Here is a 21,702-nt window from a genome sequence, read left to right as displayed (position 1 = left end):
AGGGGAGTAGTCGAAACATGGCGGACTTGCCGATCCTCACGCTGACGACGTTCCTTCCGCTCGTCGGCGCGTTCTTCATCCTGGTGATCCGCGGCGATGCGGAGACGGTGGCGCGCAATGCGCGCGCCGTCGCCCTGTGGACGTCGCTGATCACCTTCATCATCTCGCTGTTCATCCTGACGAACTTCGACCCCTCCAACCCCGGCTTCCAGCTGGTGGAGGAATACGCTTGGCTGCCGTCCTACAAGATCGCCTACATCAAGGGCGTGGACGGTGTGTCGATCTGGTTCGTCCTGGCGTCCACCTTCCTGACGCCGATCTGCGTGCTCGCCTCCTGGACTTCGGTCGAGAAGCGGGTGAAGGAGTTCATGATCGCGCTGCTGGTGCTTGAGACCATGATGGTCGGCATGTTCACCGCGCTCGACTTCGTGCTCTTCTACCTGTTCTTCGAAGGCGTCCTGCTGCCGATGTTCCTGCTCATCGGCGTCTGGGGCGGTCCGCAGCGCGTCTACGCCGCCTACAAGTTCTTCCTCTACACCTTCATCGGGTCCGTGCTGATGCTGCTGGCCATCCTGGCCATGTATCTGACCACCGGCACGATGGATATGCGGGTGATGCTGGACTACCAGTTCGCATCCGATCTGCAGAAGTGGCTGTGGGTGGCCTTCTTCATCGCCTTCGCGGTGAAGACCCCGATCTGGCCGCTGCACACCTGGTTGCCCTTCGCCCATGTGGAGGCGCCGACGGCGGGTTCGGTCATGCTGGCCGGTGTCATGCTGAAGATGGGCGGCTACGGCCTGATCCGTGCCAATGTGCAGATGCTGCCCGTCGGCACCGCCTGGGCCACCGACTTCGTCTTCGTGCTGTCGGTCGTCGCCATCATGTACGCCTCGCTGGTGGCACTGGCGCAGACCGACATGAAGAAGATGATCGCCTACAGCTCGGTGGCGCACATGGGCTATGTGACCATGGGCATCTTCACCATGAACCATCAGGGACTGGACGGCGCCATGTTCCAGATGCTCAGCCACACCGTGGTCTCGGCCGCGCTGTTCCTGTGCATCGGCGTCGCCTACAACCGGCTGCATACCCGCGAGATGGCGGCCTATGGCGGCCTGGCCCACAACATGCCGCGCTATGCCGTGGTGTTCATGGTGTTCATGCTGGCCTCGGTCGGCCTGCCCGGCACCAGCGGCTTCGTCGGTGAGTTCCTGACCATGCTGGGGGCGTTCCAGGTCAACACCTGGGTGGCATTCTTCGCCGCCACCGGCCTGGTCCTGGGGGCCGCCTACATGCTGCTGCTGTACCGCATGCTGTTCTTCGGCAAGCTGGACAAGCCCGAGGTCAAGGCCATGCCCGACCTCAGCTGGCAGGAGATGGCCTATTTCGCCCCGCTGATCGCCATCGTGCTGATCATGGGTGTCTATCCCGCCAGCTTCAAGGATGTGTACATGCCCACGGTGGAGAAGATCCTCACCGACCATCAGGCATCGCTCCAGGCCGCCGGCCTGACGGCGCCCGCCCCGGTGCAGGCCGCATCCATCGAGACCGTTGCCCCTGCCGCGGCCGTCAACGCGAGCGAGAACTGAGCCATGCAGACTCTTCCCGACCTTCTTCCCGCCCTGCCGGAGATCGTGCTGGCCTGTGCCGGCATGGCCCTGCTGATGATCGGCGTGTTCCGGGGTGAGGGCAGCCTGCGGCTGGTCTCCTGGCTGGCGGTGGCGGCTCTTGTGGTCGTCGGCGTCCTGCTGGTCCAGGGACCGGCGGAGCGGGCGGTGACCTTCAGCGGCCTGTTCGTCAGCGATGCCTTCGGCATCTTCGCCAAGCTGCTGATCGTCACGGCCTCGGCCCTGTCGATCATCCTCTCCATGAACTATCTGGAGCGGGAGCAGCTGGCCCGGTTCGAGTATCCGGTGCTGCTGGTGTTCGCCACCCTCGGCATGCTGGCCATGGTGTCGGCCAACAACCTGATCTCGCTCTATATCGGGCTGGAGCTGCAGAGCCTGTCGCTCTATGTCGTCGCCGCCTTCCGCCGCGACGTGGCCAAGTCGTCCGAAGCGGGTCTGAAATACTTCGTGCTGGGCGCACTGTCGTCCGGTCTGCTGCTCTATGGCGCGTCGCTGGTCTATGGCTTCACCGGCACCACCAGCTTCGACCGTCTGGCTGTGATGTTCGCCGGTGGCGCCACCCCGCCGCTGGGCGTGATCGTGGGCATGGTGTTCGTGGCTGCCGGTCTGGCCTTCAAGATCTCGGCCGTGCCGTTCCACATGTGGACGCCGGACGTGTATGAGGGCGCCCCGACCAGCGTCACCGCCTTCTTCGCGGTGGCGCCGAAGGTGGCGGCCATGAGCCTGTTCATCCGCGTGCTGACCGAGCCGTTCGGCCATCTGCTGCCGCAGTGGCAGCAGGTGATCTGGTTCTGCTCGCTGGCCTCGATGATCATCGGCGCGCTGGCGGCCATCCAGCAGACCAACATCAAGCGTCTGATGGCCTACAGCTCCATCGGCCATATCGGCTACGCGCTGGTGGGTCTGGCTGCCGGGTCGCAGGAAGGTGTGCGCGGCGTCCTGATCTATCTGGCCATCTATCTGGCCATGAATGTCGGCACCTTCGCCATCATCCTGTCGATGCGCCAGCAGGGCCGCATGGTGGAGCGCATCTCCGATCTGGCCGGCCTGTCGAAAAGCCATCCGCTGATGGCCTTTGCCATGGCCATGTTCATGTTCTCCATGGCGGGTGTGCCGCCGCTGGCCGGCTTCTTCGGCAAGTTCTACGTCTTCATGTCGGCGATCCAGGCCGGCCTGTACGGTCTGGCCATCCTGGGCGTGCTGACCAGCGTGGCCAGCTGCTACTATTATCTCCGCATCATCAAGGTCATGTACTTCGATGATCTGGTGGAGCCGCTGGAGCGGCCGGGCCGCGCGGCGGCGCTGGTGATGACGGGCACCGCCCTGTTCATCTTCCCGGTGTTCTACCTGTTTGCCGAGCCGCTGCTGAGCGGCGCCGGGGCCGCGGCGGCCGCCCTGTTCCACGGCTGATCCTGCCGCAATGGCCGGGCCGGAACCGAACGGCATGATGGAGGAAACGCGGGCAGGCGGGCTGCCCGCGTTTTTCCGTCTGGTGTCCCTGGACAGCTGCGGCAGCACCAATGACGAGGCCAAGGAGCTGGCCCGCTCCGGTGCGCTGGAAGGAACGCTGGTCTGGGCGCTGCGTCAGACCGGGGGGCGCGGCCGGCGCGGGCGCGTCTGGACCTCGCCGCCGGGCAACCTTTATTGCAGCCTGATCCTGCGGCCGGACATGCCAGCGGCGGCGGCGGCGCTGGTGTCCTTCGTCGCTGCCATCGCTGTGGCCGAGGCGGTGTCGGCCCTGATCCCCGGCCGGCCGCAGCTGAAATGGCCCAACGACGTGCTGGTGGACGGGGCCAAGATTTCCGGCATCCTGCTGGAGTCGGAGGCCGGCGCCGCCGGCCGGCTCGACTGGCTGGTGCTGGGGGTGGGGATCAATGTGGCCCACCGGCCGGAGGGGCTGCCCTATGCCGCCACCTCGCTGGCCGCGGCCGGGGCGGCGGAGCTTGACGTGGCCGTGGTGCTCGGCCGCTATGCCTCCTCCTTCGCTGCCTGGTATGCGCGGTTCCGGCAGCAGGGGTTCGCGCCTGTCCGCGCGGCGTGGCGCAATGCGGCCTTTGGCCTCGGCGGTCCCATCACCGTCCGGTTGCAGGATGGGCAATTCGAGGGCCGCTTCATCGATCTCGATGCCGAGGGCGGCCTGCTGGTGGAAACGGGGGACGGGCTGCGCCGCGTCACCGCCGGCGATGTGTTCTTCGCCTGAGAAGGGGGCGGTCCGATGCTGTTGGCCATTGATGCCGGCAACACCAATGTGGTTTTCGCCGTGTTCGACGGGGAGGAGAAGCGCGGACACTGGCGCATCTCCACCGACGGGCGGCGGACGGCGGACGAATACGCCGTCTGGCTGACGGCGCTGATGACGATGAAGGGGCTGGCGCCGCGCGACATCAAGGCCGCCATCCTTTCCTCGGTGGTGCCGTCGCAGACCCATACGCTGGTCCGTCTGTGCGAGGACCATTTCGCCTGCCGGCCCATGCGCGTGGGCGATCCGGCGGTGAAGCTGGGGATCGAGATCCGCATCGACAATCCGCGCGAGGCCGGGGCCGACCGGCTGGCCAATGCCGTCTCGGCCGTGGAACGCTATTCCGCGCCGCTGGTGGTGTTGGATATCGGCACCGGCACCACGTTCGACGTGGTCGATGCCGAGGGCAATTTCGCCGGTGGCGTCATCGCACCGGGGCCGGCCCTGTCGCTGGACGCGCTGCACCGGGTGGCGGCGCAGCTGCCCAAGGTGGATATCGCCCGGCCGGGCCGGGTCATCGGCAAAAGCACGGTCGGGGCCATGCAATCCGGCATGTTCTGGGGCTATACCAGCATGATCGAGGGAATCCTGCGCCGTATCCGCGCGGAACTGTCGCCCAGCGGGACGCCCAGGGTTACTGTGATTGGCACCGGCGGCCTTGTCCGCGTGTTTGCCGAAGGGACGGATCTGGTCGATGTCATCGACGGCGACCTGACCCTCCGCGGCCTGCTGCTCATCCATCAACGCAACCAGGGCCAGAAGGCCCCTTGATCCAGGTATCCATGACCGATCGCGCCACGTCCGACACCGACTCCATCGATCCCGAGGCCCTGTACTTCCTGCCCCTGGGCGGGTCCGGGGAAATCGGGATGAACCTCAACCTCTACAGCCATGCCGGCAAATGGCTGATGGTGGATCTGGGGGTGAGCTTCGGGGACGAGAGCACGCCGGGCATCGACCTCATCCTGCCCGACACCGGCTTCATCGAGGATCGGCTGGACGATCTGGTTGGGCTGGTCCTGACCCATGCGCATGAGGACCATCTGGGGGCCGTGCCGCACCTGTGGGAGGATCTGCGCTGCCCCGTCTATTGCACGCCCTTCACCGCCGAGTTCCTGCGCACCAAGCTGGACGAGAAGGGGCTGCGCAAGGCGGTGCCCATCATCGAGGTGCCGCTGGGCGGGCGCTTCCAGCTCGGCCCCTTCGATCTGGAATTCATCACCGTCACCCATTCCATTCCCGAGCCCAACGCGCTGGTGATCCGCACGGCGGCCGGCACCGTGCTGCACAGCGGCGACTGGAAGCTGGACCCGGCCCCCATCATCGGCCCCACCGCCGATGAGGCGGCGCTGAAGGCCTTGGGCCATCAGGGGGTGACGGCGCTGATCTGCGACAGCACCAACGCCCTGGTTCCCGGCGTCTCCGGGTCGGAAGCCGCGGTGCGCGACAGCCTGACCCAGCTGTTCGGCCGCTATCCCCACCGCATCGCCGTGGCCTGCTTCGCCAGCAATGTGGCCCGGCTGCATTCCATCGCCAAGGCGGCCCAGGCCAATGACCGGCAGGTGGCCCTGGTCGGGCGCTCGCTGCGCCGCATCGACGAGGTGGCGCGCGCCACCGGCTATCTGGACGATCTTCCGCCCTTCCTGACCGAGCAGGAGGCCGGCTTCATCCCGCGTGAGAGGCTGGTGATGATCTGCACCGGCAGCCAGGGGGAGCCGCGCGCGGCCCTGGCCCGCATCGCCGCCGGCGATCATCCCGACGTGGATCTTGAGTCCGGCGACACGGTGATCTTCTCCGCCCGCGAGATCCCCGGCAATGAGAAGTCCATCGCCCGCATCCAGAACGCGCTGATCAAGCGCGGGGTCGAGGTGGTGACGGCCGACGACGCCTTCGTCCATGTCTCCGGCCATCCGGCGCGGGATGAGCTGATCAGCATGTACCAGTGGGTGCGGCCGGCCATTGCCGTGCCGGTGCATGGCGAGCACCGCCATCTCGAGGCCCATGCCCAACTGGCCCGCGATTGTCAGGTCCCCCAGGCGCTGATCCCCGAGGATGGCGCCTTGATCCGGCTGGCCCCGGGGCCGGCCGCCATGGTCGGGCAGGTGCCGGCGGGACGGCTGGTGGTGGATGGCCGCCGTATCGTGCCGCTGGGCGGGCAGGCGCTGCGCGCCCGCCACCGCATGGCCCAGAACGGCGCCGCCGTGGTGACGCTGGTGCTGTCGGCCAAGGGCGATCTGCTGGCCCAGCCGCAGGTGGCGGCCATGGGGCTGCTGGAGGAGGATGAGATCGAGGAGGAACTCAGGGATCTCGGTCAGCGCGTGCGCAGTGCCATCGAGTCCATGACCCGTGGTGCCCGCCAGGATGATGTGGCGGTGAAGGAGGCGGCGCGCCTGGCCGTCCGCCGCGCCTTCCACGGCAGTCAGGGCCGCAAGCCGCTGACCGACGTGCATCTGGTGCGCGTCTGAGCGCGGATGGGCTATGCTTGCCGCCGCCCGCATCGGCGGCGGTGGCCGTAGCGCTGGTGCTCGGGAAGAACGAACAGGGGAGGAAGCATGATCGGTCGTCTCAACCATGTGGCTATCGTGGTGCCGGATCTGGCCGCGGCCACGGCCACCTATCGCGATACGTTGGGCGCCCGGGTCAGCGATCCGCTGGACCTGCCGGCGCATGGCGTGACCACGGTCTTCGTCGAGCTGCCCAACACCAAGATCGAGCTGCTGCATCCGCTGAGGGCGGACAGTCCGGTGGCCAAGTTCCTGGCCAACAATCCCTCTGGCGGCATCCACCATGTCTGCTACGAGGTGGAGGACATCCTGGCCGCCCGCGACCGGCTGAAGGCGCAGGGGCTGCGCGTGCTGGGCGACGGCAACCCCAAGATCGGCGCCCATGACAAGCCGGTGCTGTTCCTGCATCCCAAGGATCTGTTCGGGACCCTGGTAGAGCTGGAACAGATCTGACGGAGTGTCGGGGCGATGAGCTGGGTTACCTGGGCCGCCATCTATTTCACCGTCTGGTGGGTCGTTCTTTTCGCCGTGCTGCCCCTGGGCGTGCGGCGGAGTGAGACTCCGGCACCGGGCCATGAGCCCGGCGCTCCGGCGCAGCCCCGGCTGAAATGGAAATTCCTGCTGACCAGCCTGATCTCGGCCGCGCTGGTTCTGGCGGGATGGGCGCTGTTCGCCACCGGCCTACTGGACTGGCAGGCGCTGATGCGGCCGGACTGAGCCGGTCACACTCTCCAAACCGGGTGGCAGCCGCACAAACAGGGTCGCGGCGTTGGCATGAATGTTCTATCTTTGTTCCTGTTGGCGGGCGGTTGACGCCGCTGCCCTGAACCGTGGCATCCGCCGCCCGTCTGTGCGGGAGCGTTTCCATGACCCTGTCCTATTGCGATGTGGCCCCCGGCCATGCCTGGCACGGCTCTTACCATGATGACGAATACGGCTTGCCGCTGACCGGCGAGGCCGAACTGTTCGAGCGGCTGGTGCTGGAGATCAACCAGGCCGGCCTGTCCTGGTTGACCATCCTGCGCAAGCGGGATGCCTTCCGCGCCGCCTATGCCGGCTTCGATGTGGATCGTGTGGCCGCCTTCGGCCCGGAGGATGTGGAACGGCTGCTGGCCGATCCTGGCATCATCCGCAACCGGCTGAAGGTGGAGGCTGCCATCGCCAATGCCCGCACCCTGCAGGGGCTGCGCGCCAGCCATGGCGGGTTCCATGCCTGGCTGGAGGCCCATCACCCCCGGGCTAAGCCGGCCTGGGTCGCCCTGTTCAAGAAGACCTTCCGCTTCACCGGCGGCGAGATCGTGGGCGAGTTCCTGATGAGCATCGGCTATTTGCCAGGAGCGCACCGGCCCGACTGTCCGGTGCAGCAGCGCTTGAATCGACTGGATCAGCCCTGGCAACGGGCCGTGGCCGCCGGGTTCACCGGTTATGGCGCCTAGAAAAGGTGCAATGTTCTGCGTGAGGCAATGGCAATGGAATAAAATATAGGCAAATCGGCCAGAAAATGCACAAATGAAAAGGCAAGCCACGTTTTTGGGCTTGCCTTGGTAAAGTGTGCAGACCAAACTGACATTCGTTGAGAGGGTTGATCCCTCTTAGCTGACGCCTGGTGGCGATTCCTCCCTAAACTCAGGCCGCGACCTCTATGGGCGCGGCTTCTTTTTGTGCCCCGAGTATAGTCACTCGTGCAGGGGCCGTCACCATCATTTTTTCAGATAAGAGCCTGATTGGCAGAACTTTTATCAGAATTGGCGCGGGGGGCGGAAAGTCGAAGCGCTTTGCTGCACTGCACCTAAACTTTGTTAGCGTTGTCATCCGTTCGGAATCGGTACTATTCACCCGACCACGGCGAACTTCACGACAAATAGAACCGACAGCACCAGCACGGTGATTCCGGCCTCACGCCAGCGGCCCGTCAGCACCTTGATGGCGGCATAGGTGATGAAGCCGAAGGCGATGCCATGGGCGATGGAATAGGTCAGCGGCATGGCCAGGGCCGTCACCACCGCCGGGGCGAACTCGGTCACGTCGTCCCAGTCCACCTCGGTCAGGCCACGGGCCATCAGGCAGGCCACATAGAGCAGGGCCGGTGCTGTGGCATAGCCGGGGATATTGGCGGCCAGCGGTGCCAGGAACAGGGCGGCGAGGAACAGCAGGGCCACGACCACGGCCGTCAGCCCGGTGCGGCCGCCCACATTGGTGCCGGCGGCGCTTTCGATATAGCTGGTGACGGTGGAGGTGCCCAGGGTGGCGCCGATCATGGTGGCGGTGCTGTCGGCGAACAGGGCCTGGCCCAGCCGCGGGATGCGGCCGTCCTTGTCGGTCAGCCCGGCCCGGTGGGCCACGCCGACCAGCGTGCCGGCATTGTCGAACAGATCGACGAACAGGAAGGCGAAGACCACGGTCAGCAGCCCCATATGCAGGGCACCGGACAGGTCCATGGCGAACAGGGTCGGGGCCACGCTGGGCGGCAGGGACATGATGCGGCCACTGAACGGCGTCACGCCCAGCAGCATGCCGGCGGCAGCCGTGACCAGGATGGCGATGACCACAGCGCCGGTGACCCGGCGCGCCGCCAGGGCGCACAGCAGCAGGAAGCCGCCGGCAGCCAGCATGGCCTGCGGCCGGGTGATATCGCCCAGGGTGACCAGGGTGGTGGGATGGCCGCTGATGAAGCCGGCATTCTCCAGGGCGATGATGCCCAGAAACAGGCCGATGCCGGCGGAAATGGCCATTTTCAGGCTTTTCGGGATGGCGTTGACGATGGCTTCGCGCACCGGCAGCACCGTCAGAACGAAGAACACGACGCCCGAGATGAACACCGCGCCCAGCGCCACCGGCCAGGGATGGCCCATCTGTCCGACCACGGTGAAGGCAAAATAGGCGTTCAGCCCCATACCGGGCGCCAGGGCGATGGGATAGTTGGCCACCAGCCCCATGACCAGCGATCCCATGGCCGAGGCGATGCAGGTGGCCACGAACACGGCTCCGGCATCCATCCCCGTGCCCGACAGGATCTGCGGGTTGACGAAGATGATGTAGGCCATGGTCAGGAAGGTGGTGAAACCGGCCAGGATCTCGGTGCGCACGTTGGTGCCGTGTTCATCGAGCTTGAAGTAGGATTGCAGCACGGGGGAAATCCCTGGAACAGACGGGAGAAGGCGGGATGCGAGTATTCCCTGCAAAGTCTCTGGGCGCCATAGGGATGCTGGGTCTCTGCGCCGTTGCGCCGCTGCTGGCGCCCTGGACCGCGTCCGCCCAGACCGCATCCGTTCAGGCCGGCGCGCCGGCCGAAGCCGAGCGGCCGGCCCAGGCGCCGTCCTGGGTGGCGCCGCCGAAACAGCCGCCGTCCGTCACCACCGCGCCGCGGCCGGATTCTTCCCGGCAGGAGAAGGCAGCCGCAGCGCGCGCCGGCACCATCATCGTCGACGCCGATACCTGTCGTTGGGTCCAGCGCCACCAGCCTGCCGCCGATGTGGAGTACAAGCCGGGGGTGGATGTGCAGGGCCGGGCCGTGGCTCCGGCCGACCTGCCGGGCAGCGGCGGCGTCGCCCTGCCGCAGACGATCGAGATCGGCATCACCGTGGATCTGGCCGAGCGCTTCGGCCTGCCGAAGACCCTCTATGGCAGCGAAGCCTATCTCGGAACGGTGACGGTGGACGGAAACCGGGTATTGTTCAACGGCAAGCCGGTCACCCCGGATGCGGAGCAGGAGCTGGTGGCCCTGTGCTCCGGCCGGCCGGTGGGGCGATGATCGGGTCTTGATGCCGAGCGGGCGGTGTCGCGCGTTCGGTGATGGTGGGGCTGTTGATCGGTCGTGATCGGCGGCCCCGGTGCTGTGACAAGGAGCGGGGCCGTGGTGTCCCATCCCCTGGAGCGTGAGGAGTGTTTTTATGGAGCGGGCGCAAGCCAAGGCGGTGCTGAAGCGCCGGATCGATCAGGCGCTTGGACGCGGCCGCGCCGATCTGGTGGTGAAGAACGCCCGGATGCTGAACGTGGCCACGGGCGAACTGGTGGAGACCGACATCGCCATCTGCGGCGACACCATCGTCGGCACCTATGACCGCTATGATGGGCTGGTGGAGATCGACGCCCGCGGCCGCTTCGCCGTGCCGGGATTCATCGATACCCATGTGCATTGCGAAAGCACCTGCGTGCCGCCGGTCGAATTCGACCGCTGTGTGCTGCCCCGCGGCACCACCACGGCCATCTGCGATCCGCACGAGATCTGCAATGTGCTTGGGGAGGCGGGGTTGCAGTATTTCCTGGACAGTGCCGGGACCCTGGCGCTGGACCTGCGGGTGCAGCTCAGTTCCTGCGTGCCCGCCACCCATCTGGAGACGGCGGGCGCCCGGCTGACGGCGGACGATCTGGTGCGCCACCGCCACCATCCCAAGGTCATCGGCCTGGCCGAGTTCATGAACTTTCCCGGCGTGCTGCTGAAGGACGAGGAGACGCTGGACAAGCTGGCGGCCTTCCTGGGCAGCCACATCGACGGGCATTCCCCCCTGGTCCGGGGCAAGGACCTCAACGCCTATCTCTCCTGCGGCATCCGCAACTGCCATGAATGCACCGGGCTGGAGGAGGCGCGGGAGAAGATCGCCAAGGGCATGCAGGTGCTGATCCGCGACGGCAGCGTGTCCAAGGATGTGGATGCGCTGGCGCCGCTGGTGGACATGACCACCAGCCCCTTCGTCGCCTTCTGCACCGACGACCGCAATCCGCTGGACATCGCGGAGGAGGGGCATCTCGACCATCTGATCCGCCGGGCCATCGCCGGCGGGGCCGACCGCACCGCCGTCTACCGCGCCGCCACCTGGTCGGCGGCCCGTGGTTTCGGGCTGGGTGACCGCGGTCTGCTGGCGCCGGGTTACCGCGCCGACATCGTGCTGCTGGACGATCTCGATCAGTGCAGTGTCACCCAGGTCATCTCCGCCGGACGGCCGGTGACGCCGGACCTGTTCCAGGGGCGGACCGCGCCGGCCCCGGTGGGGCTGGACAGCATGAAACGCGCGCCGGTCCAGGCCGGCGATTTCGCCATCCCGGCCCAGGGACCGACCACGCCGGTCATCGGCGTGCTGCCGGGCAAGATCCTGACGGCGGCCATGACGGCCACCGTGCCGTTCCGCGGCGGTCAGCGCCACGCCGACCCGGACAACGACATCCTGAAGATCTGCGTGGTGGAGCGGCATGGCCGCACCCGCAACATCGGCAAGGGCTTTGCCCATGGCTTCGGCCTGAGGCGCGGCGCGTTGGCCAGCAGCGTCGGCCATGACAGCCACAATATCTGTGTCGTCGGCAGCGACGATGCCGAGATGGCGCTGGCGGTGAACCGGCTGCTGGCGTTGGGCGGCGGTTTCGTTGTCGTGCGCGACGGGGCCGTGGCCGGGGAGGTGGCGCTGCCGCTGGCCGGTCTGATGAGCCTGAAGCCGTTCGAGACGGTCGAGCATGAACTGGCCGCCATCCGCCGCGTGGTGCGGGACATGGGCTGCCCCCTGGCCGAACCCTTCCTGCAACTGGCCTTCCTGCCGTTGCCGGTGATCCCGCATCTGAAGATCACCGATATGGGGCTGGTCGACGTGGACCGGTTCGAGCTGGTCGCCGCCTGAACCGGGCCTGGCCGTGCCGACCCGGCATGACCATCCTGGCTTTCTTATCCATTTTGCACTTGATAATCATTCTTAACTAAGGGAGCCTGCGACATTCTTTCCCCGTGGTGAAGACCGCTGCCATGACCGATCCCCTGTCCACCGCCCGGCGCGACCGGCCCTCGCCGGCCCGCTCGATGATGACCAGCCTGCCGGCCCTGCTGACCATGGCGGGCATGGTGATGCTGTTGACTGCGGCATTGCTGCGCTGGCAGGCCAATGGCTGGGGCGCGCTGGTCTGGCTGGCGGCCTTCCTGGTCATGGTGCTCATCCGCACGCCGCATTCCGTCCGCAACCGGGCCAATATCATCGTGCAGTCCCGCCGCGACAGCCAGGAGACGGCGCTGCTGGCCGGCATGTTCCTGACCATGATGGTGCTGCCGCTGGTGCATCTGTCGACCGGACTGTTCCTGTTCGCCGATTACCGCCTGCCGGGTTGGATCACGCTGATCGGGGCGGTGCTGCAGATCCCCTTCCTCTGGCTGTTCTGGCGCAGCCACGCCGATCTCGGCCGCAACTGGAGTCCGGGGCTGGAGGTGCATCTGCACCACCGGCTGGTGACGGAAGGGGTCTATGCCCGCATCCGCCACCCCATGTATGCCGCCATCTGGATCTCCGCCCTGACGCAGCCGTTGCTGATCCAGAACTGGATCGCCGGCAGTCTTGTGATCCCGGCCTTCGCCGCCATGTGGTATCTGCGCGTGCCGCGGGAGGAGGCGCTGATGCGGGCACGGTTCGGCGCGGCCTATGACGCCTATGCCGACCGGAGCGGTCGGCTCTGGCCGAAGGCGCAACCGCACCGGACTGTTTCGATCGGGCCATGAGCGCCTCCGACGCTTGGGGGGCCGGACCTGACCTTCCGGACTATTGAGACATCCCGGTCTCATCCCCCATCTTTGACCCACCCCACGACCGAAGCCCGTTAGAGCAGGAGGAAAATATGGGGCGTAACGCACCCGACCGGGAACTGACCGTGAAGGAAATGCTGGCCGATCCCATCGTCCAGATCCTCATGCGCCGCGATGGCGTGCGGCAGGATGATGTCCTGGCGGCCCTGCACCGCCGCCCGCTGATCGGACTGACCCGTCAGCACACGTCCGCCGCGCTGCGCCGCGCCGCGTGACCTATGGTTTAGCCCCGGGATCAGCCCGGGGCCGATGAGGGGCGGCATGGCGCCGCCCCTTCAGGCGCCCGGCCGCAGCATCTGCACCCGCTCTCCCAGGGTAAAGTAATCGGCGGGACCGCCGCCGCGCAGCAGCGGGTCGCCCTTCAGCGTGTCATAGACGCCGTCCGTCAGCAGATCCGTGCGGATATGCACGGTAATGACCTCCCCCAGCACCAGCCAGGTGTCGATGGCGCCGCCGGCCGCATCGGTCAGGCGGATCAGCTGTGTCAGCCGGCATTCGAACGCGACCGGGCTTTCCGCCACCCGCGGGGCGGCAATGTGCCGGCAGGGCGCCGCGGTCAGCCCGGCCAGGGTGAACTCGTCCACCGACGGCGGGACCGGGGCGGAGCTGGCATTCATGGCCGGCCCCAGGGCGCGCGTGACCAGATTCCAGGCGAATTCGCCCGTGGCCTCGATGTTGCGGACACTGTCCTTCCAGCCGGTGCTGGCGAATCCGATGATGGGCGGCTTGTAGTTGAAGGCATTGAAGAAACTGTAGGGGGCGAGGTTTGCCACCCCGTCGGCCCCGCGGCTGGAAATCCAGCCGATGGGGCGCGGGGCGATGATGGCGTTAAGCGGATCATGCCGCAGCCCGTGGCCCGCGGCCGGCTCATAGACGTGGAAGTCGCTCATCCGTCCCTCTTTTCCTGTCCGGGGCCGCCCCGCCTTCGCGGCCGGCTGAAAGTGCCGGACCGGCCGCAGGAGGCTGGACGCCATCTTTCCGCCAACCTATAGGGATAGCGCGATGCGATCCGCATCTTTCCTCTTCAGGCCCGAAGGCCCGCATGATCTTCTCCGCTTTCGAACGCATGGTCGCGATGCGCTATCTCCGTGCCCGTCGGCAGGAGGGGTTCATCTCGGTCATCGCCGGCTTCTCGCTGCTGGGCATCGCCCTGGGCGTCGCCACCCTGATCATCGTCATGTCCGTGATGAACGGCTTCCGGGCCGAACTGCTGGGCCGGGTGCTGGGCCTGAACGGGCATCTCAACGTCTATGGCGCCACCGGGCCGATGAGCGATTACGACCCGCTGGTTGAGCGCTTGCGCAGCATGCCCGGTGTGCGGCTGGTGATGCCGTCGGTGGAGGCGCAGGCCCTGGTCACCACCCAGGGCACCGCCAGCGGTGCCGTCGTGCGCGGCATCGCGCCGGAGGATCTGCTGAAGCGCCCGGTGCTGGCCGAGTCCATCGTCGCCGGCGATCCCGCCGATTTCCGCGAGGATGGGGTTGCCATTGGTATGCGCATGGCCCAGCGGCTCAATCTGCGCGTGGGTGACCGCATCACCCTGCTCAGTCCCCGCGGCGCCGCCACCGCCTTCGGCACGGTGCCACGCCAGCGCAGCTATCCCGTCGCCGTCATCTTCGAAGTCGGCATGTTCGAATATGACAACAGCTTCATCTTCATGCCGCTGGAGGCGGCGCAGACCTTCTTCCAGCTGCCGGAACAGGTCACGACGCTGGAGGTCTTCGTCGACGATCCCACCCGCATCGGCGGCTACCGCCAGGACATGGCCGTGGCCATGGCCGGCAAGGCCCGCGTCCTGGACTGGCAGCAGTCCAATGCCAGCTTCTTCACCGCGCTTCAGGTGGAACGCAACGTCATGTTCCTGATCCTGTCGCTGATCATCATGGTGGCGGCGTTCAACATCATTTCCAGCATGATCATGCTGGTGAAGGACAAGGGCCGCGACATCGCCATCCTGCGCACCATGGGGGCGACGCGTGGCATGATCCTGCGCGTGTTCTTCCTGGCCGGCGCCTCCATCGGCGTCATCGGCACCGTGGCCGGTCTGGTGCTGGGCGTGGCCTTCGCCGACAACATCGAAAGCATCCGTCAGACCATCCAGGGCCTGACCGGGACCGACCTGTTCAATGCCGAGATCTATTTCCTGTCGCACCTGCCGGCCAAGATCGACTGGGGCGAGGTGACCCAGGTGGTGCTGATGGCCCTGGGCCTGACCTTCCTGGCCACGATCTATCCGGCCTGGCGGGCCGCCCGCCTCGATCCCGTGGAGGCCTTGCGCTATGAGTGATGTGGTTCTGGCCCTGGAGGGCATCCGCCGCAGCTTCAAGCAGGCCGGCGCCACCCTGGATGTGCTGCGCGGGGCGGCCTGTGCCGTCCGCGCCGGTGAACTGGTGGCCCTGGTCGGCCCCAGCGGCGCCGGCAAGTCCACCCTGCTGCACATCGCCGGATTGCTGGAGCGCGCCGATGCCGGTGAGGTCCGTATCGGCGGGACCGCCGTCACCGGCCTGGGCGACGGCGAGCGCACGGCGCTGCGGCGGGAGAAGATCGGCTTCGTCTACCAGTTCCACCACCTGCTGCCGGAGTTCAGCGCCGAGGAGAACATCGTGCTGCCGCAGATGATCGGCGGCGTCTCGAAGGCCAAGGCCCGCGGGCGGGCGCAGGAACTGCTGGGCCTGATCGGGTTGCAGCAGCGCGGCAGCCACCGCCCGGCCCAGCTGTCCGGCGGTGAGCAGCAGCGCGTGGCCATCGCCCGCGCCCTGGCCAACCGGCCGCGTGTGCTGATCGCCGATGAGCCCACCGGCAATCTCGACCAGCACACGGCGGAAAGCGTGTTCGCCATGTTCCAGTCGCTGGTGCGCACCCAGGGGCTGGGGGCGCTGGTGGCCACCCACAATCTCGATCTGGCCCGGCGCATGGACCGGGTGCTGGAGATGCAGGACGGGCTGCTGGTGGAGCATTGATCCGGCGCAGCCTGGCGCTGCCGCCGGGATACCGGCCCGACTGGGCGCTGGCCTATCACGGCCGCGACCCCGACGGGCCGTCCGACCGCGTGGCGGGCGGGACCATCCTCAAGGCGGTGGAGCTGGGCGACCGGCCGGTGGTCCTGCGTCTGACCCCGGACGGCGATCAGGCGCATCTGTCCAGCGATGACAGCCTTGTGCCCGGCGAGGTGGAGCGGTTGGAGGCCATCGGGCGCCGCATGCTGGGCGTGGCTGCGGATGTCTCCGGCCTGGAGCGGCGGGCGGCCAGCGACCCGTCCGTGGCCCGGCTGCTGGGCGACCGGGCCGGCCTGCGGCTGCCGTTGACCGCCACCGTGTGGGAGGGGCTGGTCTGGGCCATTGTCGGGCAGCAGGTCAATCTACGCTTCGCCGGCCAACTGCGCCGGACGCTGATCGAACGGGCCGGCCGCCCCCATGCCGGCGGCATGATCGCCCATCCCGGCCCCGCGGCCGTGGCCCGGCTCGATCCGGCGGATCTGGGCCGGCGCAAATTCTCCCGCGCCAAGGCCGAGTATCTCCTCGGCGCGGCCCGCGCCGCGGCCGAGGGGCGCATCAACTATGAAACGCTGCCGGATCTCGACCCGGCCGAGGCGGAAGCCCGGTTGACCGGGCTGAAGGGGGTGGGGCCGTGGACGCGGCACTATCTGCTGCTGCGGGCCTGTGGCTTTCCCGACTGCGTGCCCGTGGGCGATGCCGGTCTGGCTGCGGCACTGCAACGCTTCCACGGGCTGGAGCGGCGGCCCACCCCGGCGGAGCAGGCGGCCCTGATGGCGGGCTACGCCCCCTGGCGCAGCCTCGCCACCGCCCATTTCTGGGCCGGCTGGTCCTAATCCTCCAGCCGGGCGTCGAGACCGATCTCGACGGCCTGCAAGGCCCGGGAGATGGGGCAGGTGCGCTTGGCCTCCGCCGCGATCTCCTGGAACCGGTCCTGATCGATGCCGGGCACGCGGGCACTGGTGTCGAGGTCGATGCGGCTGACACCCCAGCCCGCGTCCTGCTTGTCCAGATGCACCCGTGCCGTGGTGCGCACCTGCTCCGGCTTGAACCCGGCCTTGCCCAGGGCTGCGGCCAGCGCCATGGAGAAGCAGCCGGCGTGGCTGGCGCCCAGCAACTCCTCGGGATTGGTGCCCTGGCCGCTCTCGAAGCGGGAGGGGAAGGAGTAGGGCGTATCGAAGGCCTGACTTTCGACGCTGATCCGGCCTGATCCGTCGGGAAGCCCGCCGGTCCATTCGGCCTGGGCGATGCGAGTCGGCATGGAACTGTCTCCTGTCGCTGGGTGGGGACTGGAACAACAGATGAGGCGGCACGATGGCAATCAGCCTGCCACCGGAAGAAGCCAGCTATTCCGGCGGAGCAGGCGGGGACCGGCGGCGGCTGCCGTATCAGTGACGGTGGGGCTCCCTTCCACCGGTCATGGAGTTCAAGGTCATCATGGGTACGTTGGTGAAGCGCATTGTCGGAACCGCGGTGGCGCTGGCGCTGCTGGCGCCCACCGTGCAGGCGCACGAGTACCGGGACGGTCCCCGCTGGGCCAATCCGGGTCCCATCGAATGGCGGGGCGGCGATTGGCATGGTGGTGATGGACACGGCCATGACTGGCACGGCGGCCCGCCGCCGCAAGCCTGGCGTCCCGGCCCGCCGCAGGGCTATTACCGGCCCGGCCCGCCGCCGCCAGCCTATTACTACCGCCGCCCGGGTCCGCCGCCCTGGGTGCGCACGCTGCCGCCCGACCGCTGGCGCGTCTATCATGACGTGGTGATCGTCCGGCCTTACGGGCACTGGTACCATGGCTATGGTCATTTCTACGACGATGATGCCGCCCTGGCCTTCCTGGGCTTCACCGCCATCAGCTTCGCCCTGCTGGATGCCCTGAGCGAGGCGCAGCAGCGCGCGCATGAGGAGGCACAGATCCGCGCCACCAATGCCCCGGTCGGCCAGCCCATCATCTGGTCCGACGGAGGGGCCAGCGGGACCGTGGTGGCCCTGCGTGAGGGACATACGGGGGACGGGCGTTACTGCCGCGAGTTCCAGCAGAACGTCACCATCGGCGGCCGTGGCGAGCAGGCCTATGGCACGGCCTGCCGGCAGCCGGATGGCACCTGGCAGATCGTGGATCAGTGATCCGGCCCGTCATCGGGCAATGCGGGGCGGGACGGCCTGACGATCGGGCCCGTCCCGTCTCCTTTCTGCCGTGTCGTCCGTGCGCGTTTGCGGCCGCCGCCGACAGGCACTAGGATGCGGACCCGGCCCCGTTGCTTTGCGGTCCAACGCCAGTGTCTGATCCCGGCTTCATCCATCTCCGCGTCCACTCCGCCTATTCGCTGGCCGAGGGGGCGATCAAGACCAAGGAACTGGTCAAGCTGTGCAAGAAGCACGGCTTCCCGGCGGTGGCGGTCACCGACACCGGCAATCTGTTCGGCTGCCTGGAATTCTCCATGGCGGCCTCGGACGAGGGCATCCAGCCAATCATCGGCTGCCAGATGTGGGTCACACCCTATGGCCCGGTGAAGAAGGTCCAGGGCCGCGTGGCCGGCCCGGGTGCCGATCAGCTTGTCCTGATCGTGCAGAGTGAGCTGGGCTACCGCAACCTGATGAAGCTGGTCTCCAAGGCCTTCCTGGAGACCGAGCCGGGCCTGCTGCCGCAAATTGCGCTGGAGGATCTCAACGGCTTCAGCGAGGGTCTGATCTGCCTGACCGGCGGCCCCGGCGGCGGCATCGGCCGTCTGCTGGCCGACGGGCAGAAGCCCCATGCCGAGGAACTGCTGCTGGCGCTGAAGACCCTGTTCCCCGGCCGGCTCTATCTGGAGCTGATGCGCCATGTGGACGGGCCGATGGCCGCGCTGGAAGACCGGATCGAGCCGGACTTCCTCGATCTGGCCTACCGCCACGACATTCCGCTGGTGGCCACCAACGACGTCTATTTCGCCACGGCCGACATGTACGAGGCGCACGACGTGCTGCTCTGCATCGCCGAGGGTGCCTATGTCATGCAGGAGGAACGGCGGCGGGTGACGCCGCACCATTACTTCAAGACCGCGGCCGAGATGCGGGAGCTGTTCGCCGACCTGCCGGAGGCGGTGGACAACACCCTGGTCATCGCGCGCCGCTGTGCCTACATGCCGCGCAAGGTCAACCCGATCCTGCCGGCCTTCGTGCCCGGCGACAGCAAGGAGGCGCAGGAGGCGCTGGAGGCGGACGAGCTGCGCAAGCAGGCGGCGGACGGCCTCACCTTCCGTCTGGAGAAATACGTCTATACCCCTGAAATGACGCCGGAAAAGCGGGCGGAGGTGGAGACGGAGTACCGGGCGCGGCTGGAATTCGAGCTGGAGATCATCGTCAAGATGAAGTTCCCCGGCTACTTCCTGATCGTGTCGGACTTCATCAAATGGGCCAAGCAGAACCACATCCCCGTCGGGCCGGGCCGTGGCTCCGGTGCCGGCAGTCTCGTGGCCTGGTCGCTGCAGATCACCGATCTGGACCCGATCCGTTACGGCCTTCTGTTCGAGCGTTTTCTCAACCCCGAACGCGTGTCCATGCCCGACTTCGACGTGGATTTCTGCCAGGACCGGCGTGAAGAGGTCATCCGTTACGTCCAGAAGAAGTACGGCTACGACCGCGTGGCCCAGATCATCACCTTCGGTAAGCTGCAGGCCCGCGCCGTGGTGCGCGATGTCGGGCGCACGCTGCAGATGCCCTATGGTCAGGTGGACCGGATCTGCAAGCTGATCCCCAACAACCCGGCCAATCCGGTGACGCTGGAGCAGGCCATCGAGGGTGAGCCGCAGCTGCAGGAATGGGAGAAGTCGGACGAGACGGTGGGGCGCCTGCTGGGCATCGCCCGCCGGCTGGAGGGCCTGTACCGCCACGCCTCCACCCATGCCGCCGGTGTCGTGATCGGCGACCGTCCGCTGCATGAGCTGGTGCCGCTCTACCGAGACCCGCGCTCGGACATGCCGGTCACCCAGTTCAACATGAAGTATGTGGAGCAGGCCGGCCTGGTGAAGTTCGACTTCCTCGGCCTGAAGACGCTGACGGTGCTGAAGACGGCGGTCGATCATGTGCGCGACCGCGACATCGAGCTGGATCTGCTGGCGCTCGACCTGCATGACGAGCCGTCCTACGGCATCCTGGGGCGGGCCGAAAGCTCGGGCGTGTTCCAGCTGGAAAGTTCGGGCATGCGCGACGTGCTGCGCCGCATGAAGCCCAACCGCATCGAGGACATCATCGCCCTGGTCTCGCTCTACCGGCCGGGTCCGATGGACAACATCCCGAAATACATCAAGGTGAAGTTCGGGCAGGAGGAGCCCGACTACATGCATCCGGCCCTGGAGCCGATCCTGAAGGAGACCTTCGGGATCATGGTCTATCAGGAACAGGTCATGCAGATCGCCCAGGTGCTGGCCGGCTACAGCCTGGGCGGCGCCGACCTGCTGCGCCGCGCCATGGGCAAGAAGATCAAGGAGGAGATGGAGAAGGAACGGGCCAAGTTCATCAAGGGCGCCCTGGAGAAGATGGGCGTCGATGCCGAACATTCCGGCCTGATCTTCGACCAGGTGAACAAGTTCGCCGGCTACGGCTTCAACAAGTCCCATGCCGCGGCCTACGCCCTGGTGGCCTATCAGACGGCCTTCCTCAAGGCCAACTACCCCGTCGAGTTCATGGCCGCCACCATGACCTACGATATGGGCAACACCGACAAGCTCAATGCCTTCCGTCAGGAGCTGAACCGCTTGCGGATCAAGCTCTTGCCGCCTGATATCAACAAATCGGGCGAGCGGTTCCGGGTCGAGGTCCTGCCCAATGGCGAGCGTGCCGTGCGCTATGCCCTGGCCGCCATCAAGGGTGTCGGCCTGCCGGCCATGGAGGCGGTGGTGGCCGAGCGCGCAGCCCATGGTCCGTTCAAGGATGTGTTCGACTTCGCCCGGCGTATCGATACCAACAGCCTGAACAAGCGCATGATGGAGAAGCTGGTCTGCGCCGGCGCCTTTGACAGCCTGTCGGCCAACCGCAACCAGCTGTTCTCCGGCCTGGAAACCATCGTGCGCTTTGCCCAGGCCGAGGCACAGGAGCGGCAGAGCGGCATGGCCAGCCTGTTCGGCGGCAGCGCGCTGAAGGCACCGGACCTGCCCAAGGTGCCGGACTGGGACCCGCTGGAGCGGCTGCGCCACGAGTTCGACGCCATCGGCTTCTATCTGTCGGCCCATCCGTTGGACACGTTCGGTCCGGCCCTGCAGCGGCTGAAGGTGGTGCGCTTCGCCGATCTGTCGAAATCGATCCGCGAGGGCAAGGCCACCCGCGTGCGTATGGCCGGCATCGTCATCGCCCGGCAGGAGCGCACGGCCAAGAGCGGCAACCGCTTTGCCTTCGTCTCCCTGTCCGACGCCTCCGGCGTGTACGAGGTGACGCTGTTCGCCGAGGCGCTGGCCCCGGCGCGCGAGATGCTGGAGGCCGGCAATGCCGTCCTCATCACCGTGGATGTGCAGCAGAACGGCGAGGAACTGCGTCTGACCGGCGGCCATGTGCAGTCGCTGGAGGAAGAGGTGGCCAAGACCGCCGCCGGGCTGAAGGTGCTGCTGGACCAGCCGCAGGCGGTGGAGGCGCTGCACACCACCCTGCAGCGGCTGCCGGCCGGGCGCGGCAAGGTCCTGGTGACGCTGGAGCTGGAGGATCTGCAGGAGGTCGATATCCTGCTGCCCCAGGCCTATCAGATCACCGCAGCCGGGCGGCAGGCCATCAAGGCCATCCACGGCGTGCTGGACGTGCAGGATCTGTGAGAGGC

The 21,702-nt window shown here is 67.1% G+C and carries 20 protein-coding genes; 17 read left to right on the top strand and 3 right to left on the bottom strand.

What is annotated here, in order from left to right; translation table 11 throughout:
- The first annotated feature begins 17 nt into the window (after nucleotides 1-17).
- The 8 genes from DK368_RS01625 to DK368_RS01590 all read left to right on the top strand — a co-directional run bounded on the left by DK368_RS01625 (nucleotide 18) and on the right by DK368_RS01590 (nucleotide 7,807).
- The gene (locus tag DK368_RS01625) at nucleotides 18-1,589 is read left to right on the top strand and encodes an NADH-quinone oxidoreductase subunit M (RefSeq protein ID WP_114391800.1); all 1,572 of its coding nucleotides are present in this window, start codon (nucleotides 18-20) and stop codon (nucleotides 1,587-1,589) included.
- A 3-nt stretch (nucleotides 1,590-1,592) separates the two neighbouring features.
- Nucleotides 1,593-3,038: an NADH-quinone oxidoreductase subunit NuoN gene (gene nuoN, locus DK368_RS01620; RefSeq protein WP_114391799.1), complete on the top strand. Its 1,446-nt coding sequence runs from the start codon at nucleotides 1,593-1,595 to the stop codon at nucleotides 3,036-3,038.
- A gap of 34 nt (nucleotides 3,039-3,072) precedes the next feature.
- Nucleotides 3,073-3,828: a biotin--[acetyl-CoA-carboxylase] ligase gene (locus tag DK368_RS01615; protein WP_240002284.1), complete on the top strand. Its 756-nt coding sequence runs from the start codon at nucleotides 3,073-3,075 to the stop codon at nucleotides 3,826-3,828.
- 15 nt (nucleotides 3,829-3,843) lie between these two features.
- Entirely contained in the window at nucleotides 3,844-4,638 is a 795-nt protein-coding gene (locus DK368_RS01610) for a type III pantothenate kinase (RefSeq protein ID WP_114391797.1), read from the top strand.
- 11 nt (nucleotides 4,639-4,649) lie between these two features.
- The gene (locus DK368_RS01605) at nucleotides 4,650-6,332 is read left to right on the top strand and encodes a ribonuclease J (RefSeq protein WP_114391796.1); all 1,683 of its coding nucleotides are present in this window, start codon (nucleotides 4,650-4,652) and stop codon (nucleotides 6,330-6,332) included.
- Between the two features lie 87 nt (nucleotides 6,333-6,419).
- Nucleotides 6,420-6,824 carry a methylmalonyl-CoA epimerase gene (gene mce, locus DK368_RS01600; protein ID WP_114391795.1) on the top strand — a complete coding sequence of 135 codons (405 nt, stop codon included), beginning with the start codon at nucleotides 6,420-6,422 and terminating at the stop codon, nucleotides 6,822-6,824.
- Nucleotides 6,825-6,839: 15 nt separating this feature from the next.
- Nucleotides 6,840-7,088, top strand: a complete 249-nt coding sequence (locus DK368_RS01595; protein ID WP_114391794.1) for a DUF1467 family protein — start codon at nucleotides 6,840-6,842, stop codon at nucleotides 7,086-7,088.
- Nucleotides 7,089-7,237: 149 nt separating this feature from the next.
- Nucleotides 7,238-7,807 (top strand): DNA-3-methyladenine glycosylase I, encoded by a 570-nt coding sequence (locus DK368_RS01590; RefSeq protein WP_114391793.1) that lies wholly within the window; start codon nucleotides 7,238-7,240, stop codon nucleotides 7,805-7,807.
- 396 nt (nucleotides 7,808-8,203) lie between these two features.
- Here DK368_RS01590 and DK368_RS01585 read toward each other — a convergent pair whose 3' ends face one another.
- A complete protein-coding gene (locus DK368_RS01585; protein ID WP_114391792.1) occupies nucleotides 8,204-9,499 on the bottom strand; it encodes an NCS2 family permease in 1,296 nt (431 codons plus the stop codon).
- 74 nt (nucleotides 9,500-9,573) lie between these two features.
- Here DK368_RS01585 and DK368_RS01580 point away from each other — a divergent pair, with 74 nt between their 5' ends.
- The 4 genes from DK368_RS01580 to DK368_RS01565 all read left to right on the top strand — a co-directional run bounded on the left by DK368_RS01580 (nucleotide 9,574) and on the right by DK368_RS01565 (nucleotide 13,139).
- Nucleotides 9,574-10,122, top strand: a complete 549-nt coding sequence (locus DK368_RS01580) for a hypothetical protein (protein ID WP_114391791.1) — start codon at nucleotides 9,574-9,576, stop codon at nucleotides 10,120-10,122.
- Between the two features lie 139 nt (nucleotides 10,123-10,261).
- The gene (gene ade, locus DK368_RS01575) at nucleotides 10,262-11,977 is read left to right on the top strand and encodes an adenine deaminase (protein WP_114391790.1); all 1,716 of its coding nucleotides are present in this window, start codon (nucleotides 10,262-10,264) and stop codon (nucleotides 11,975-11,977) included.
- Nucleotides 11,978-12,099: 122 nt separating this feature from the next.
- The gene (locus tag DK368_RS01570) at nucleotides 12,100-12,840 is read left to right on the top strand and encodes a protein-S-isoprenylcysteine O-methyltransferase (protein ID WP_205027995.1); all 741 of its coding nucleotides are present in this window, start codon (nucleotides 12,100-12,102) and stop codon (nucleotides 12,838-12,840) included.
- A gap of 116 nt (nucleotides 12,841-12,956) precedes the next feature.
- A complete protein-coding gene (locus DK368_RS01565; RefSeq protein WP_114391789.1) occupies nucleotides 12,957-13,139 on the top strand; it encodes a hypothetical protein in 183 nt (60 codons plus the stop codon).
- A 60-nt stretch (nucleotides 13,140-13,199) separates the two neighbouring features.
- Here the strand turns inward: DK368_RS01565 and DK368_RS01560 are convergent, their stop codons facing one another.
- On the bottom strand, nucleotides 13,200-13,814 hold the full coding sequence (locus DK368_RS01560) for a flavin reductase family protein (protein WP_114391788.1): 615 nt from the start codon (nucleotides 13,812-13,814) through the stop codon (nucleotides 13,200-13,202).
- A 152-nt stretch (nucleotides 13,815-13,966) separates the two neighbouring features.
- Here DK368_RS01560 and DK368_RS01555 point away from each other — a divergent pair, with 152 nt between their 5' ends.
- From DK368_RS01555 to DK368_RS01545, 3 genes are read left to right on the top strand one after another with little or no spacing between them, the layout of a single operon-like run.
- Complete coding sequence (locus DK368_RS01555) at nucleotides 13,967-15,211, top strand: lipoprotein-releasing ABC transporter permease subunit (RefSeq protein WP_114391787.1); 1,245 nt, start codon at nucleotides 13,967-13,969, stop codon at nucleotides 15,209-15,211.
- Nucleotides 15,204-15,884, top strand: a complete 681-nt coding sequence (locus DK368_RS01550) for an ABC transporter ATP-binding protein (RefSeq protein WP_114391786.1) — start codon at nucleotides 15,204-15,206, stop codon at nucleotides 15,882-15,884. Before DK368_RS01555 ends, DK368_RS01550 begins: the two co-directional genes overlap by 8 nt.
- Complete coding sequence (locus DK368_RS01545; protein WP_114391785.1) at nucleotides 15,881-16,753, top strand: DNA-3-methyladenine glycosylase family protein; 873 nt, start codon at nucleotides 15,881-15,883, stop codon at nucleotides 16,751-16,753. Before DK368_RS01550 ends, DK368_RS01545 begins: the two co-directional genes overlap by 4 nt.
- Here DK368_RS01545 and DK368_RS01540 read toward each other — a convergent pair.
- Nucleotides 16,750-17,178 carry an OsmC family protein gene (locus DK368_RS01540; protein ID WP_114391784.1) on the bottom strand — a complete coding sequence of 143 codons (429 nt, stop codon included), beginning with the start codon at nucleotides 17,176-17,178 and terminating at the stop codon, nucleotides 16,750-16,752. The two genes, DK368_RS01545 and DK368_RS01540, sit on opposite strands and share 4 nt — an antisense overlap.
- Before the next feature lie 176 nt (nucleotides 17,179-17,354).
- Between DK368_RS01540 and DK368_RS01535 the strand changes: the two genes are divergently transcribed.
- Complete coding sequence (locus tag DK368_RS01535; protein ID WP_114392074.1) at nucleotides 17,355-18,044, top strand: RT0821/Lpp0805 family surface protein; 690 nt, start codon at nucleotides 17,355-17,357, stop codon at nucleotides 18,042-18,044.
- Nucleotides 18,045-18,196: 152 nt separating this feature from the next.
- On the top strand, nucleotides 18,197-21,697 hold the full coding sequence (gene dnaE / locus DK368_RS01530; RefSeq protein WP_114391783.1) for a DNA polymerase III subunit alpha: 3,501 nt from the start codon (nucleotides 18,197-18,199) through the stop codon (nucleotides 21,695-21,697).
- Nucleotides 21,698-21,702 lie beyond the last annotated feature (5 nt).

The sequence above is a fragment of the Oleisolibacter albus genome (assembly GCF_003336875.1).
Lineage (GTDB): Bacteria > Pseudomonadota > Alphaproteobacteria > Azospirillales > Azospirillaceae > Niveispirillum > Niveispirillum album.
Note: the sequence above shows the minus strand (reverse complement) of the source record. Positions and strands in the feature narration are given on the sequence as shown.

Excerpts from the sequence above, each read along its gene's own strand:
- DK368_RS01625 (WP_114391800.1), top strand. The coding sequence starts at position 18 with ATGGCGGACTTGCCGATCCTCACGCTGACGACGTTCCTTCCGCTCGTC.
- nuoN (WP_114391799.1), top strand. The coding sequence starts at position 1,593 with ATGCAGACTCTTCCCGACCTTCTTCCCGCCCTGCCGGAGATCGTGCTG.
- DK368_RS01615 (WP_240002284.1), top strand. The coding sequence starts at position 3,073 with ATGATGGAGGAAACGCGGGCAGGCGGGCTGCCCGCGTTTTTCCGTCTG.
- DK368_RS01610 (WP_114391797.1), top strand. The coding sequence starts at position 3,844 with ATGCTGTTGGCCATTGATGCCGGCAACACCAATGTGGTTTTCGCCGTG.
- DK368_RS01605 (WP_114391796.1), top strand. The coding sequence starts at position 4,650 with ATGACCGATCGCGCCACGTCCGACACCGACTCCATCGATCCCGAGGCC.
- mce (WP_114391795.1), top strand. The coding sequence starts at position 6,420 with ATGATCGGTCGTCTCAACCATGTGGCTATCGTGGTGCCGGATCTGGCC.
- DK368_RS01595 (WP_114391794.1), top strand. The coding sequence starts at position 6,840 with ATGAGCTGGGTTACCTGGGCCGCCATCTATTTCACCGTCTGGTGGGTC.
- DK368_RS01590 (WP_114391793.1), top strand. The coding sequence starts at position 7,238 with ATGACCCTGTCCTATTGCGATGTGGCCCCCGGCCATGCCTGGCACGGC.
- DK368_RS01580 (WP_114391791.1), top strand. The coding sequence starts at position 9,574 with ATGCTGGGTCTCTGCGCCGTTGCGCCGCTGCTGGCGCCCTGGACCGCG.
- ade (WP_114391790.1), top strand. The coding sequence starts at position 10,262 with ATGGAGCGGGCGCAAGCCAAGGCGGTGCTGAAGCGCCGGATCGATCAG.
- DK368_RS01570 (WP_205027995.1), top strand. The coding sequence starts at position 12,100 with ATGACCGATCCCCTGTCCACCGCCCGGCGCGACCGGCCCTCGCCGGCC.
- DK368_RS01565 (WP_114391789.1), top strand. The coding sequence starts at position 12,957 with ATGGGGCGTAACGCACCCGACCGGGAACTGACCGTGAAGGAAATGCTG.
- DK368_RS01560 (WP_114391788.1), bottom strand. The coding sequence starts at position 13,814 with ATGAGCGACTTCCACGTCTATGAGCCGGCCGCGGGCCACGGGCTGCGG.
- DK368_RS01555 (WP_114391787.1), top strand. The coding sequence starts at position 13,967 with ATGATCTTCTCCGCTTTCGAACGCATGGTCGCGATGCGCTATCTCCGT.
- DK368_RS01550 (WP_114391786.1), top strand. The coding sequence starts at position 15,204 with ATGAGTGATGTGGTTCTGGCCCTGGAGGGCATCCGCCGCAGCTTCAAG.
- DK368_RS01540 (WP_114391784.1), bottom strand. The coding sequence starts at position 17,178 with ATGCCGACTCGCATCGCCCAGGCCGAATGGACCGGCGGGCTTCCCGAC.
- DK368_RS01535 (WP_114392074.1), top strand. The coding sequence starts at position 17,355 with ATGGGTACGTTGGTGAAGCGCATTGTCGGAACCGCGGTGGCGCTGGCG.